General features: G+C 40.4%; 11 protein-coding genes. 9 read left to right on the plus strand and 2 right to left on the minus strand.

Annotated elements, in window-relative coordinates:
* Positions 1 to 407: 407 nt before the first annotated feature.
* The 6 genes from ACIGBM_RS12995 to ACIGBM_RS13020 all read left to right on the plus strand — a co-directional run bounded on the left by ACIGBM_RS12995 (position 408) and on the right by ACIGBM_RS13020 (position 5,781).
* Complete coding sequence (locus ACIGBM_RS12995; protein ID WP_201569043.1) at positions 408 to 704, plus strand: hypothetical protein; 297 nt, start codon at positions 408 to 410, stop codon at positions 702 to 704.
* A 26-nt stretch (positions 705 to 730) separates the two neighbouring features.
* Entirely contained in the window at positions 731 to 1,036 is a 306-nt protein-coding gene (locus ACIGBM_RS13000) for a hypothetical protein (RefSeq protein ID WP_397478037.1), read from the plus strand.
* Positions 1,037 to 1,163: 127 nt separating this feature from the next.
* On the plus strand, positions 1,164 to 1,709 hold the full coding sequence (locus ACIGBM_RS13005; protein WP_397478038.1) for a hypothetical protein: 546 nt from the start codon (positions 1,164 to 1,166) through the stop codon (positions 1,707 to 1,709).
* A gap of 343 nt (positions 1,710 to 2,052) precedes the next feature.
* Positions 2,053 to 2,787, plus strand: coding sequence for a hypothetical protein (locus ACIGBM_RS13010; protein ID WP_397478039.1), 735 nt, complete (start codon positions 2,053 to 2,055; stop codon positions 2,785 to 2,787).
* Positions 2,788 to 3,105: 318 nt separating this feature from the next.
* The gene (locus ACIGBM_RS13015) at positions 3,106 to 4,635 is read left to right on the plus strand and encodes a YHYH protein (protein WP_397478040.1); all 1,530 of its coding nucleotides are present in this window, start codon (positions 3,106 to 3,108) and stop codon (positions 4,633 to 4,635) included.
* An 81-nt stretch (positions 4,636 to 4,716) separates the two neighbouring features.
* Positions 4,717 to 5,781 (plus strand): hypothetical protein, encoded by a 1,065-nt coding sequence (locus ACIGBM_RS13020; RefSeq protein ID WP_397478041.1) that lies wholly within the window; start codon positions 4,717 to 4,719, stop codon positions 5,779 to 5,781.
* A gap of 242 nt (positions 5,782 to 6,023) precedes the next feature.
* On the opposite strand, the gene ACIGBM_RS13025 is transcribed toward ACIGBM_RS13020, so the two are convergent.
* Positions 6,024 to 6,929, minus strand: coding sequence for a LysR family transcriptional regulator (locus tag ACIGBM_RS13025; RefSeq protein WP_397478042.1), 906 nt, complete (start codon positions 6,927 to 6,929; stop codon positions 6,024 to 6,026).
* Positions 6,930 to 7,193: 264 nt separating this feature from the next.
* Here ACIGBM_RS13025 and ACIGBM_RS13030 point away from each other — a divergent pair, with 264 nt between their 5' ends.
* From ACIGBM_RS13030 to ACIGBM_RS13040, 3 genes are all read left to right on the plus strand, one after another.
* Positions 7,194 to 8,900, plus strand: coding sequence for an L-lactate permease (locus ACIGBM_RS13030; RefSeq protein WP_397478043.1), 1,707 nt, complete (start codon positions 7,194 to 7,196; stop codon positions 8,898 to 8,900).
* Positions 8,901 to 8,932: 32 nt separating this feature from the next.
* Complete coding sequence (gene dld / locus ACIGBM_RS13035) at positions 8,933 to 10,699, plus strand: D-lactate dehydrogenase (RefSeq protein WP_397478062.1); 1,767 nt, start codon at positions 8,933 to 8,935, stop codon at positions 10,697 to 10,699.
* A 296-nt stretch (positions 10,700 to 10,995) separates the two neighbouring features.
* Positions 10,996 to 12,678 (plus strand): NAD-dependent malic enzyme, encoded by a 1,683-nt coding sequence (locus ACIGBM_RS13040; protein ID WP_101205849.1) that lies wholly within the window; start codon positions 10,996 to 10,998, stop codon positions 12,676 to 12,678.
* Between the two features lie 246 nt (positions 12,679 to 12,924).
* On the opposite strand, the gene ACIGBM_RS13045 is transcribed toward ACIGBM_RS13040, so the two are convergent.
* On the minus strand, positions 12,925 to 14,010 hold the full coding sequence (locus tag ACIGBM_RS13045) for an L-dopachrome tautomerase-related protein (protein WP_397478044.1): 1,086 nt from the start codon (positions 14,008 to 14,010) through the stop codon (positions 12,925 to 12,927).
* Positions 14,011 to 14,018 lie beyond the last annotated feature (8 nt).

The following is a 14,018-nucleotide window of genomic DNA, read 5'->3' on the forward strand; positions in this document are numbered from 1 at the left end:
AAAACAAAATTTCAGTCTTAACGTTATCGCTACAATTGTAATATATTTTACTTAGTGAGGTTGTCCTGATTATTTATTAAAAATCTACAATTTATAAATTGTATCATTTGAGCAGCTAATAGCAATGGTCTGATTTATAGCAAGATAAAAAGGCATTGATACAAGTACTATTGATAGGTAAAAAGTGAATGATTATTAATGGAAAAGATTATCGTATCGTTTTTTTAGCTAGCTTTAGGCAGGCTATTTATATTTATCATATGAAATATATTCATAGAAAATGATGAATATTTCTGCTATACCTAGTTATACTAATTAATTTGGTTAGTTTATCTAATTAAATTAATTGGCTATATGGATTTTTAATCTCACGTATCGGAGTTAAGCAACCATAAAGGACGATAACTATGAAATTAGCAAAAGCTGTACTTGCCAGCATCTGTATCTTACCGTTAGCCACCATCGCTTATGCTGAAGACGTTAATACTCAAAACTTACGTATCTCTGAAACCTCAATGATGAGCGTCAATGAAGCAGCACCAGCAACCATGAAAATGCACAATGATAATGATCATATGGGCGAAAAATCGAACGCCATTCAAGACGGCAGCGATGTAGAAGTGGACAAAGAAAGAACGTGGCGCTGGCCTTGGCAAAAGAAGAATAAAGAAGTAGCGACACCTGAGCGTCCAAAGTGCTGTTAGTTCATTAACTATAAAGGACTACCACGATGAAATTATGGAAAGCCATCTTAACTAGCATTGTTATTTTTCCGTTAGCTATCATCTCTCATGCTGAAGACGTCAATACCCAAAACTTACGCATCTCTGAAACCTCAATGATGAGTGTCAATCACGCTACACCCTCAAGTATGCAGAAAAAAGAAAAAGTACCGATAGATAATAAATCAAGTGCCATCAATAATTCAAATGATGTTGAAGTAGATAAGGAAGAGGGCTTTAGATGGCCTTGGCAAAGCAGAAAAGACAAGGCTCTTGAAGCTATCGAAGACTTTAAGAATCAACCAAGGCCCTAGAGACACTCGGGCAGATAGTCCGTCATGTGGATCATTTGACGATAAATTTAACGTAGCTACTTACAGTAGTTTCAGCTGTTCACAGTGATTTATTGATATTAAATACTTTTACACAAGGATGTATATTATGAATATTTATAAGCAAATAACGATACTGACACTGAGCATGTCTTTAGTAGGGCTCAGCCATGCCGCCGATGATATGGCAGGTGCCAAAAGTGGTATGACTGTAACGGAGAACAGTGCGATTGCGGAGTGGACTCATAATTGGAGCACCACTGGGAAAGAGAAGAAAAAGGGCAAGGCAAACATGGTGTCTTCAAAGGTGAACGTGCCATTAAGAGAGGATGCAGCGCAAGTAGCTCTTACTAAGTTTGCTGAAGAAAATAACATGATTGAAAAAAGCTATGGTGATGTTTGTGGCGCTTTTATGGAGAGCCAAATGGCAGAGACTAAATCGCAAGGACATCGCTGGGGCAAGTCTGATTCGCATTGGACCACTAAGTCATTTAAGATCTTTAAAGCACGTGAATTTACGAGTGGTGAAGAAGAACTGGCGCAAAGCGCAGGTCATTTATTTGGGAAGACCAGAAAAAAACATAACTGTATCACTACCAAAATAGGGATCAACGATGAAAACGTTGAACTTGAGTCTATGAAACTAGCAAAATAATTGAGCAATGCTATATATGCTATCTACGAGTAGAACAAAGTGACAGTTAAACGTTTAGCTGTCATTTTTTATGTACTAAGCCACATTTTGGAGAGTATTCATGAAAACCTTTTGTTACCTACTGGTGAGTCTGCTTTTTCTGTACTCTGCTCAAGCCAATGCCCTAAATACTAACGAGAAAATGATCAATGAACTGTATCAAGATACTGAGCTTGATATTGATAATGTAGATGACGTTTTTGCATACGTGCTATCACAGACTGACGATACCCTCACTATTTACCCTTCAGAGGGCTATTATTACTTTAATTTTTACCATCAGGGCAACTTAATAAGAGGCAATATGTTGGTAGGTCATAAGTTAAGACAGCAGGGCAGCTTATCTTTTATCTATTTTTATGACATAGCCGGCAAAGAACGGGGTGAGTTTAAAACGCATCATAAACTATATAAGTCATCAGAGATATTTAGCCTGAAAGAATATCAACCTAACTTATATCAATTAACCTTCAAAAATATCAAAAAAAACCTTGAGATTAATCAGATAGAGACAGATGCTGATTTTGTAAAGACGCTTGAGAGTCAAGGTTTTGAAGTCAACCTACCCATGATGGATGATTCGGGAGTCACACTCTATTTGGCATTTCATCCTACTACCAATAACTTCTATTATATTAATCCTTTATCCAGAGATGATGAGTTTTATTATCCTGTTGGCGAGGTACTTAAAGTGGGTGCTAGGACTCAATTTGTCTACCTACCTATGGAAAAATTTGCCATATTAGTAGGCGTTAATGCCAATAATGTTTATAAAAACAACTATTACGATGGCCCTTTTGATCAGCTTCCTGACGAGGCGTTAGTTAATATAGACTATAAGTCTTATTTGTATCGAGTAAACCCAAGCTGGAAAGATAAAATATATGATGACGGCTATTTTATAGATGACCCCGATGCTCGTGTTGCACTAACCAATTATTTTGAATATCTATCGCTTGATGAACTTAACAAAATTCAGCCTTGTGCGTCTGATAAAAACCCGCTGCAATGTTTAGAAGATATTGGGATGCGTTTTTGATTTTGCACGATGCTTTCTTATATAAGAACACTGCTAGTTATCGCCATACGTTGCATAGTGATTGATGATAGTACATCAGGCGAAGATATAGTCTACGTGATTTCCATAGTAAAAAGCGTAATAGGGCTTAACACTTCTTAAAGTTTCTCTAAAGTAAAAATTGATATTATCTTTTTAATATAATAGACCTATTATTTTGATCACTATAATTTTTTGTGTGAGTAACGATAAACAGTTATGACATTTAAACAGGTGCGTATACGCATATCCGTCTGACCATTACTAACTTTCAAATATCAATCCGAACGAGAGCGTGTTATGACCCTTATAAAAACGGCTCGAGCTTTCAGCTTGCTTGCTATTGTCACTGCCATACAGGTTTCATCACTGACCTCTGCCTACGCCCATGACCTTAGTGAACATACCATCGCTGCCAAAGTATGGCAGATCACAGGCCAACCTAGTGTCGCTGCTGATTTCATCAAACTAGAAGACGGTACTGTTTATTTAACGGATAGCCACCATCAGTTGCTCTCTTTTGATTTGTCGGACTTTTCAGCCGATGATCAAACCTATATTTTGGAAAAAAACGCCCATATTCAAGCGATCAATCAGCTAGCAGTGATTGAAAATCTAGTAAGTAGTAATCAATTAACGGCTATCCAAAATCCAAGCGATACCGCTAACGATAATGGAACAGCACTAAATAAAGCTGATGCGGCAACGTCTGTTATGACGAGTAACAGTGACACACGCTCTGTCTTATTCTTTTACCTGTTGGGTGGCTTGGTCTTAGCGAGTGGTTTAGTATGCTTTTATGTTTTGAATATACGCCACAAAAAAAACCGAACCTCAAAAGTAGCTTATTCAGTTTTTGGTGTATTGGGTTCAGCTGCTTTGCTTGTGGCTTGTAGCAGTACTGAGACGGCTCAAAATATCGGTGAAAAGACTAAAGAGGCGATCGCTCATTTGCCAGTACCAGCCAATGATATTGACTTTATGACCTCAGTATTTGGCTCATTTGATAACGTCAGTACCCATCATGATGATAAATATCTGTATGTCGAATCAAACGGTGTCCCAAGCCACGAAATGATGACAGGTATCACCAGTTGGCAACAGCAAGTACCTATCGACCAGGATTATACCAATGAGAACAGTTGGGTCATTCCCTTACAGCCTGAGCTTGCCGATGAGCCTCTAATGGCCAAAGACAATTTTATGAAAGGGGCTATCGCTATTGCAGCTAATGGCATTCCTATATTCAACCCATTAAACAATCGTGGTGAGGACGCCAAGGCCTTCGGAGAATTAGACAATTGGGGCGGGCATTCTGGACGTGCTGATGACTACCATTATCATCTTGCACCAACCCACCTACAGTCACAAGTTGGTGAAGGTAAGCCTATTGCTTATGCACTAGACGGTTTTCCTGTCTATGGTGAAACGGATGATGAACTGGATGAATATTTAGGAAAATTCAATGAAGACGGTAGCTATGAATACCATGCTACTTCAGAGTTTCCGTATTTAATTGCCGGTTTGCGCGGTAAGGTCACTATAAACCCAGATACGACAGCGCCAGAAAATGAAATTGCACCGCAAGCACATACTCATGGCGTTCGCCCAGCGCTGATGCCTTTGCGCGGAGCTGAGATCACAGATTACAAAATTATAAGCCCGACTCAATATAGTCTAACGTATACCCATGACGGTCAAGAGCATAAGCTGAATTACGGTTGGGGCGCTACTGAAGCGACTAAAGATACTTATACTTTTGAATTTATTGATCCAGAGGGTACGACCGTACAGACTTATAAACGCACTGATAATATACAGAAAAAATAATGTGTATCTAACGATAATGATCAGTTATAGAGACAAATAAGCTGAGTTTTAGACCATCTTATATAATGCTAAGGAATCCTAATGAAACCTATTTTAATACCTGCTTTGCTAACCACGACAATATCTGCTGTATTGCTAGCGGCGTGTAGCCAAACTCAAATAGACTCAGCAGCTACCGATGCCAATGAGCAAACGACAGCATCAATAAACAGTAGTGCAGATGCCAGCAGTTATACTGGCACTGCTAGCATCACCCAAGGGCTTGCCCAGACTGATGTGACAAATGCCTATGAATGTGATCGCGGTCGTCAAACCAACATCGGTAGTATCCAGTCAACTGACGGTAAAACATGGACAGTACCAGCAGCGACCAATTTGCTCAATACAGATTTCCCAGTGGCATCCGACTTAAACAACCCTTGTACGGGCAACGACTATCGCACCGCCAGTGAAGCTTTATCTCAACTCGATGGCTCAGACATCATTGAAATAGATGCAGATGGCGAAGTGTATACCGCTTACGTCTTTGCAGATAATTATTTTGAGATGTACGTAAATGGCGTAGCCGTCGGACGTGACAATGTACCATTTACTCAGTTCAATTCAAACATAGTGCGTTTCAAAGCAAAAGCACCGTTTACCGTTGCTATGCATTTGGTGGATTGGGAAGAAAACTTAGGTGTTGGTTCAGAGAGTAATAATGGCTCAGAATTTCATGCAGGAGATGGTGGTTTAGTCGCTGTGATCAAAGATAAAGATAACAACATCATCGCCAAGACCGATGAAAACTGGAAAGCACAAACCTTTTATACCGCGCCGATTAGAGACTTGTCCTGTGTTAGTGAGTCAGGTAGCGAGCGCCTATCTAGTAATTGTATTACCACAGGTAATGTGGAAGATAGTTCGGCAGATTATGGCCTGCATTGGGAATTGCCTACCAACTGGCAACAAGCAGACTTTGATGACTCTAGTTGGCCGAACGCTACTACCTATAGTAACCAAACCATTGGGGTAGACAATAAATCAGCTTATACCAATTTCATAGATATTTTTGATAATGAAAAAGCAGATGCTGAATTCATTTGGTCAACCAATGTAGTACTCGATAATGAAGTTATCGTACGCTACACAGTCAATGGATTATAAAACTTTATTTAGATTGTTCAGCCTTTATGAAAGCTACTAAGCAATAAAGTTGCAGCTATTAAACGCCTATATTGATAACATTATCTAGTACAACTGAACTTCATGTCTGAGCACTTTATACTTATAGCTAATAGTGCTCAGGCATTCTTTGCTTTGATTAAAGCGAAGTCGACATATATGACTATTATCGTCAAACACTCTCATCCATCTTTGCTTATTCATATGAAAAACAGGCTTATTACTTAGCAGTAGTAAGCCTGTTTTTGATGTAGTGATTCTCGCAGATGTGACACAAGCAGTTTCAACTTTTGGTCCGGTTGCCGTGCCTTGGGGTAAACCGCATACATGCCCATTTTCTTTCGTGTAAAGCGTTGCAAAATTTGAGTGAGCGTATTTTGCTGCATTTCTTCATAAACAAGTGCTTGTGGTAAAAAGGCGATACCTAGGTCGCTGAGCGTCGCTTGTTTAATCGCATTAAGATGATTGCTATGAAACCGCCCCTGTACAGGAAGCAATTGCTCTGTACCATCTATATATAGCGGCCATATACCATTCGCCGTATGATCAAACTTATAGACCAAACACTCATGACTCCGTAATTGTTCAGGGGTTTGAGGTGTACCGTGTCGCTCTAAATAGTCTGGTGTCGCACATATGACCCACTGGCTATCTATAAGACGTCTTGCAATGAGTGATGAATCTTCAAGCTCTGCTGTCCTTATCGCCAGATCAAATCCTTCTTCTATCAAATCAACCAATCGATTGGTAATCTGTAAATCTACTGATATTTCTGGGTGTTGTTTACAGAATTCGGCAATGGATTCGCTCAATATTAGATTTGCAGAGACCGCTGGCATGGTTATACGTATGTTGCCTTTCATGTCCTCACCATAGCCTGTTACAGCATTTTCAGCTTCCTGAAAGGCAAATTTAGCGATTTTAGCTTTGTTATAAAGCGTCCTTCCTGCATCGGTTAAGCTTAACTTTCTGGTTGTCCTATACAGTAGCTGTGCATTTAAGCTTTCTTCTAATCTTGCAATGCGTTTGCTTACCACTGAATTCGTTAATGACAGCTTTTCAGCGACCCGAGAAAATGACCCTTCATCAACCACTTGGACGAATAAAACCATATCGTCAGCTTTGCCCATACTTGTTCCCCAATTGGTATAATACGTTTTAGATTATAGCAAAAAAAGAAAATAACATTGTCCTTTGATGCAATATATCAATGTATCGACAAGGCGTAGAATATTTTAGGGAATTTTGAGCATTTGTTTATTTAACCATTCTATTATCATGTCACTGACAGAGATTGTTTTCGGCTTCGTCTGACCGACAGCATGAAGTTATAAAAACAAATGCTTAGATGAAGTTGTTCAAGGAAGATTACACGATAAAAAAGGATTATGATTTTGAATCAAACAATATATGGACTGTTGGCATTACTGCCAATCGTTCTCTGTGGTATTTTTTTGATAGGCTTGCAATGGTCAGCCAAAAGAACCATGCCAATCGTTTTGGCGGTTACTGCCGCGCTTGCCCTCTTTGTATGGGATATGACGCTTAATCGCGTGTCTTCATCGATTATTCAAGGAATGGTCATTACGGTTTCAGTATTGTGGATCGTATTCGGCGCTATTTTCTTATTGAATACGTTGAAGCATACGGGTGCCATTGCCGTTATCCGTGCTGGGTTTACCAATGTATCGCCAGATAGGCGGGTGCAAGCGATTATTATTGCATGGTGCTTTGGCTGCTTTCTTGAAGGGGCTGCTGGTTTTGGTACAGCGGCCGCTATTGCCGCGCCTTTACTCGTCGCGATAGGATTTCCAGCGCTAGGTGCTGTGTTGATGGGAATGATGATCCAAAGTACGCCTGTATCGTTTGGGGCAGTCGGTACGCCTATCGTTATTGGAGTAAACAAGGGGTTAGATACAGTAGCCATTAGCGCCCAACTGGCACAACAAGGACTAGAGTGGGGCGATTTTTTACAACTGATTACCAGCCAAGTAGCCATTATGCACGGCGTTATTGGTACATTTATGCCACTTTTTATGGTGATGATGCTCACGCGCTTTTTTGGTAAAAATAAAAGCTGGAGAGAAGGCTTCGCTATTTGGCCATTTGCTATTTTTGCGGGTTTAGCATTCACAGTTCCTTATACCCTAACAGGTGTTTTTTTAGGGCCAGAGTTTCCATCATTGGTCGGCGGTTTGGTCAGTATCACTATCGTTGTTAATGCGGCAAAACGTGGATTTTTAGTACCAAAAACCACATGGGATTTTGAACCGAAAAAAAGCTGGCCAAGTGAATGGCTTGGTAAGCTAGTGGTCAGTAAAGAAGACATCACTCCTGCGTTGAGTGATAAAAAGATGTCCACGGTCATGGCGTGGTTTCCTTATCTATTAGTTGCCCTTTTATTGGTGTGTTCTAGAGTATTAACAGGCTTTCAGTCTTTGCTGAACAGCGCGACAGTAGACCTAACCTCGATTTTAAGTGAGGCAGATATCAGTGCCAGCTTTAGTCCCTTATACTTACCAGGCGGCTTGTTATTAATCAGCGCCTTGGTTGCCGCAGCTTTTCAAACGAACAAACCTGCCAGTGCACTAAACAATGCCTTTAAAGAATCAGGCAAGACTGTAGTAGGGGCTGGGTTTGTCCTTATTTTCACGATTCCAATGGTTAGGATTTTTATTAATTCAGGCGTAAACTTATCAGATGTGGCGAGTATGCCTGTCGCCAGTGCAGAGTTGTTTGCGGGTACTTTTGGTAGTGTTTTCCCCTTAATCAGTGCAACCATTGGTGCGTTAGGTGCTTTTATCGCGGGGTCTAATACCGTATCCAACATGATGTTCAGTCAATTCCAATACGAAGCCGCCATGAGCTTACATATTTCACCTTCTCTAATCATCGCGGCTCAAGCAGTTGGTGCCGCTGCTGGTAATATGATTGCAGTACATAATGTTGTGGCTGCATCGGCAACGGTGGGCCTACTCGGTATGGAGGGCGCCACACTTAGACGTACTATTTTACCTACCATCTATTATGTGTTGTTCTGCGGGATTATCGTCATGGCTGCCATTTACCTCTTTGGTTTTCAAGGGCCTTTAGCATCATGAGTGACACACAATCACTAAATAAAGAGCGTCATATGCCGTCATTAAATAGAGCTTCATCAAACCTTTTCTCATCAAATATAGCGCATCAAGACACACTCCATCCTGAGCAAGTGTTAGACAAACTAACCCATTTACTGGGAGCCAGCCATGTACAGGCTGATCCAGAAAAAAATGAACACTATAGAATGGGGTGGCGCTCTGGTGGCGGCAGCGCTTTGGCTGTTTTGTTTCCACAAACGTTGCTGGAGATTTGGCGTAGTCTAGAAATATGTGTGGAAGGCGACTGCATCATTATCATGCAAGCAGCAAAAACGGGACTGACGGAAGGCTCAACCCCGAGCGGTAACGACTACGATAGACCAGTGGTTGTGATCAATACCCTTGCAATGAATCAGTTGTATTTGGTGAATGATAACGAGCAAGTGATTAGCTTACCTGGCGCCACGTTGCATCAGTTGCAAAGTGAGCTTAAAGCCGTAAATAGAGCACCTCACTCGGTCATTGGTTCATCGACGTTAGGTGCATCTATCATTGGTGGTGTCTCTAATAATTCTGGTGGTGCACTGGTTAAAAGAGGTCCTGCTTATACCGAGCTGGCTTTGTTTGCCCAAATAGACAAGCACGGTCAGCTAGTATTGGTTAATCATCTAGACGTCGAGTTAGGCGATACTCCAGAAGAAATACTCACTAATCTGCAAACAGGCAATTTTGATAAAAGAGAACTACCTGACACTGGCAAGCTCGCATCTGATAAAGAATATATCGCCAGAGTCAAAGACGTTGATGCAAGCACACCAAGTCGTTTTAATGCGGATAAGCGAAGACTGTATGAAGCAAGCGGTTGCGCTGGCAAGCTGGCGGTATTTGCAGTACGTCTTGATACCTATCCAACAGCTGTAAAAGAGAAAACATTTTATATAGGTACCAACAGTGTGAGTGAGCTTGCACAGCTCAGAAGACAAATATTATCAAGCTTCGATAATATCCCTGAAGTGGGTGAGTACATGCATCGTGATATATTCGATGTATCCGCTAAATACGGAAAAGACACGTTCCTGAGTATTAAGCATCTCGGTACCAACGCCTTACCTAGACTATTTTCTATCAAAGGCGCTATTGACGCAAAATTCCATAAATGGTCATGGATGCCAAAGCATTTCACTGACAAAGTCATGCAGTTCGTCGCCAATATATTTCCAAAGCATTTACCGAAGCGAATGCTAGAGTATCGCAACCAATATGAGCACCATTTAATCTTAAAAATGAGTGATGATGGCATAGCAGAAGCACAGGATTTTCTAAAGGTGTTTTTCGACGCTTCAAATACGGGTAACTATTTTGAATGTAGTCAAGAAGAGTCAGAAAGCGCCTTTTTACATCGCTTTGCCGCTGCAGGTGCCGCACTAAGATATGAAGTCATACATGAAAAAGAAGTCGGCGATATATTGGCATTGGATATTGCTATACCACGTAACGAATTGGAATGGCTTGAAACGTTACCTGAAGACATTGAACAGCATTTGGAAAAGAAACTCTATTATGGACACTTCTTTTGTTATGTATTTCATCAAGACTATATTCTGAAGAAGGGTAGTGATGCACACCTTGTTAAAAAGATGATGTTAGAGTTGCTGAGCGCCCGCGGGGCCAAATATCCTGCTGAGCATAATGTAGGGCATCTATACGAAGCAGAACCTGATCTGCAAAACTTCTATAAAAGTTTAGACCCAACCAACACTTTTAATCCAGGTATTGGTAAAATGTCGAAAACCAAACGTAACTGCTCATGCTGTTTATAACTGGACTCTAAAACTGGCATTGGCCTGATTATTTATGAGTGGTTAAGTAGCTAAATAGTTCAGTGTTTGTTTATTATAAATGTTCAATACGTACTAGGAAGCACTGCCGATGGGTAGTGCTTTTTTATTATTTCTCGGTAAATGCATCAGTATCCTCGAGTTCAGAAGCACATTTATTCAAAATGATTTTGTTATCTATTGTTAAATACCAGTCGATGCTATGTATAATGCAGCACTAGCATAGCTTTCACTCAGTATGGCTTTCACTCATATGCCTTTAATAAGAAGATTACATTATGTCAAACAAGCGTCCTTTATATATTCCTGTTGCTGGACCCGCTCTTTTAGAGACACCTTTATTGAATAAAGGTAGTGCATTTTCATCAGAAGAACGTAGTAGCTTTAATTTAACGGGGCTATTACCTCATAATATTGAAACGATTGAGGAGCAATCATTACGTGCTTATCATCAACTTAGCTCATTCACTGATGCGATGGATAAGCATATTTACTTGCGTAATATACAAGATACCAATGAAACCTTATTTCATCATCTAATTGAGCAGCATATTGAAGAAGTCATGCCGCTCATTTATACACCAACCGTTGGTCAGGCGTGTGAAAAATTCTCGCAAATTTATCGTCGTAAACGTGGTTTGTTTATCTCATATCCTGAGCGTCACAAAATCGACGACATGCTACAAAATGCCACCAAACAAAACGTTAAAGTGATCGTTGTTACTGACGGTGAACGTATATTGGGCCTAGGAGATCAGGGTATTGGCGGTATGGGCATTCCAATCGGTAAGTTGTCTTTATATACGGCTTGTGGTGGTATTAGCCCAGCTTATTGTCTACCTATTTTGCTGGATGTCGGCACCAATAACCAACAGCTGCTTGACGATCCTATGTATATGGGCTGGAGAAATCCGCGCATCTCTGGCGATGAATATAATGAATTTGTGGACTTATTTATTCAGGCCGTTAAGCGCCGTTGGCCAGAAGTGTTATTGCAATTTGAAGATTTTGCTCAGGAAAACGCGACCCCGTTATTGAATAAATATCGTGATCAGCTATGCTGCTTTAATGATGATATTCAAGGGACTGCTGCGGTTTCAGTCGGCACTTTGATCGCAGCGTGTCTAAATAAAGGTCAAAAACTTAGTCAACAGAATATCGCATTTTTAGGCGCAGGGTCTGCGGGTTGCGGTATTGCTGAGCATATTATTCGCCAAATGCAGCGTGAAGGATTGACTGAAGAGCAAGCTCGTAGTCAAGTGTTCATGGTTGACCGTTATGGCTTGCTAACAGATGGCATGACAGAGCTGCAAAAATTCCAAGAACCATTAGTACAAAAAGAATCAGCTATCGCAAGCTGGGACAAAAGTAAGAAGCTTGGTTTAGCGCAGGTGGTTAAACAAGCAAAAATCACCGTATTATTTGGTGTTAGCGGACAAAAAGGTCTGTTCACCCAAGAAGTGATCGAGTCGCTATGTGCTAATACTGAGCACCCAATTGTACTACCACTTTCAAATCCAACGTCTCGTGTGGAAGCAACGCCGCAAGAAGTCATGAATTGGAGTAAAGGTAAGGCAATTGTTGCGACGGGTAGTCCGTTTCCTCATACCACTTATAACGGTCAGTCTTTTGAGGTTTCTCAGTGTAATAACAGCTATATTTTCCCTGGTATTGGTCTAGGTGTTTTAGCAGCACGTGCGACAGGTATCAGCGATAATATGCTAACGGCAGCAAGCCAAGCCCTTGCAGATATATCAATGGAATACGAAAAAGCACCTGGTGCCATCTTACCGCCGATCAAAGTTATCAGAGAGATCAGTGAAAAAATAGCGTATGCAGTGGCATTACAAGCAGCTCAAGATAAGCTAGCACTACCTATCACATCGGAGAATTTACAACGCCGATTAAAAGCGAACTTTTGGTTACCTGAATATCGTAACTATCGCCGTACTTCTTTCTAAGTTAGAAGTTAGATATAAAAATTCCTAATACTAGGTACATTATCTAAATAAAGTACTGAATAAAAAAAGGTTGCTAGCGCTATATTACATATAGTGTTGGCAACCTTTTTTATTTCTATCAAAGTTCATTAGTTTATCAAGTTTACTTCTACCATTCCTTCAGTATAGCTAAGCTTAAGTATTCAAGCATGCATCTGCTTAAAGAAAAAGGTGTTAATTAACCGTTGAAGTTAGAAGTAATCCCAATTATTGATTCAACTTTATACGTAAGATATGGTATGGCTTCACAGAGCCCTCTTCACCTTGATTTAACGCAGGGTTAAGATGTAGTGAGTTTTGAGTGATGTATAAGTAGCCATTTTGAATTGAAAACCCATCAGCCCATGATAGTAGATTGTCATCTTGAGCAAAGGTCTTAAAGCCATCTTTAGTCACGATGCTGACGGCATTTTTTTCAATATCTCCAACGTAGATATCTCCATTATTCGCCATAATCATCCCATCACTAGGACGTTTTTCACCATAAAACTCTATGGTTTTACTCAGTTGGCTGTCTGTTAAATTATCATTAGCAAGTGATGAGGCAGGCAAGCGGTAAATTACACTACCATTCACTGTACCGAAATATACCCATTCATTTTGGGCATCCATAGTGATTGGGTTTAAACTTAGGTAAATTGCATCAGAACTACCATTTTCACGCTTAGTTGCCATTAATGACCCATCAATAATAAGGTCATGCTCAGGTGCTAAAAGTGCTTTATTTGCTTGAAGAACACGGCGAGAGTTACCTGTGTCTAAGTCAACGACTACAAAAGCAGGTGCAGGTGCTCCTGACAAATTACCGAGACTAGTATCAGCTATGTATATTTTATTGCGCTTAGTATCGATCACAAAGTCTTGTAAGAACGAGTTGTCTACAGTAGCATCACTATCGATCTCAATGCGTTTAAAGAGTCTGTTATTTAAGGTATCCCAAGCTACGATTTGAGCAGGCGAATTTTTGCTACCCATATCTAGAATCCAAACCACTCCATCTGGAGTGCTTTCAATACCAATAACTGAAGCAAATCCAACATCTCCTTTATCTGGACCGTCAGCCCAGTCTACGTTTGGAAAAGGTTTAGTTAAGCCATCACTCATCAATTCAACCACACGGTATTCAGGGTTATCTAGGGGTTGCATGGACAAAAATGTTCGTCCTTGTTGAGTTACCGTGATATTACCAGGGCGAGTATCATCTATTTGTGCAACGACCTCAATATTGTTGGCATGAGCTGTGCCTAATATCAATGCAGCACTTATAGCCAGTAGTGACTTTACATATTTCATTTGAATCT

This window comes from Psychrobacter sp. NPDC077938 (genome assembly GCF_044542635.1).
Classification (GTDB): Bacteria; Pseudomonadota; Gammaproteobacteria; order Pseudomonadales; family Moraxellaceae; genus Psychrobacter.

Bases quoted from the DNA above. Each gene is read 5' to 3' on its own strand.
- ACIGBM_RS13040 (WP_101205849.1), top strand. From the start codon at position 10,996: ATGTCAAACAAGCGTCCTTTATATATTCCTGTTGCTGGACCCGCTCTT.
- ACIGBM_RS13025 (WP_397478042.1), bottom strand. From the start codon at position 6,929: ATGGGCAAAGCTGACGATATGGTTTTATTCGTCCAAGTGGTTGATGAA.
- dld (WP_397478062.1), top strand. From the start codon at position 8,933: ATGCCGTCATTAAATAGAGCTTCATCAAACCTTTTCTCATCAAATATA.
- ACIGBM_RS13015 (WP_397478040.1), top strand. From the start codon at position 3,106: ATGACCCTTATAAAAACGGCTCGAGCTTTCAGCTTGCTTGCTATTGTC.
- ACIGBM_RS13045 (WP_397478044.1), bottom strand. From the start codon at position 14,010: ATGAAATATGTAAAGTCACTACTGGCTATAAGTGCTGCATTGATATTA.
- ACIGBM_RS13010 (WP_397478039.1), top strand. From the start codon at position 2,053: ATGTTGGTAGGTCATAAGTTAAGACAGCAGGGCAGCTTATCTTTTATC.
- ACIGBM_RS13000 (WP_397478037.1), top strand. From the start codon at position 731: ATGAAATTATGGAAAGCCATCTTAACTAGCATTGTTATTTTTCCGTTA.
- ACIGBM_RS12995 (WP_201569043.1), top strand. From the start codon at position 408: ATGAAATTAGCAAAAGCTGTACTTGCCAGCATCTGTATCTTACCGTTA.
- ACIGBM_RS13005 (WP_397478038.1), top strand. From the start codon at position 1,164: ATGAATATTTATAAGCAAATAACGATACTGACACTGAGCATGTCTTTA.
- ACIGBM_RS13020 (WP_397478041.1), top strand. From the start codon at position 4,717: ATGAAACCTATTTTAATACCTGCTTTGCTAACCACGACAATATCTGCT.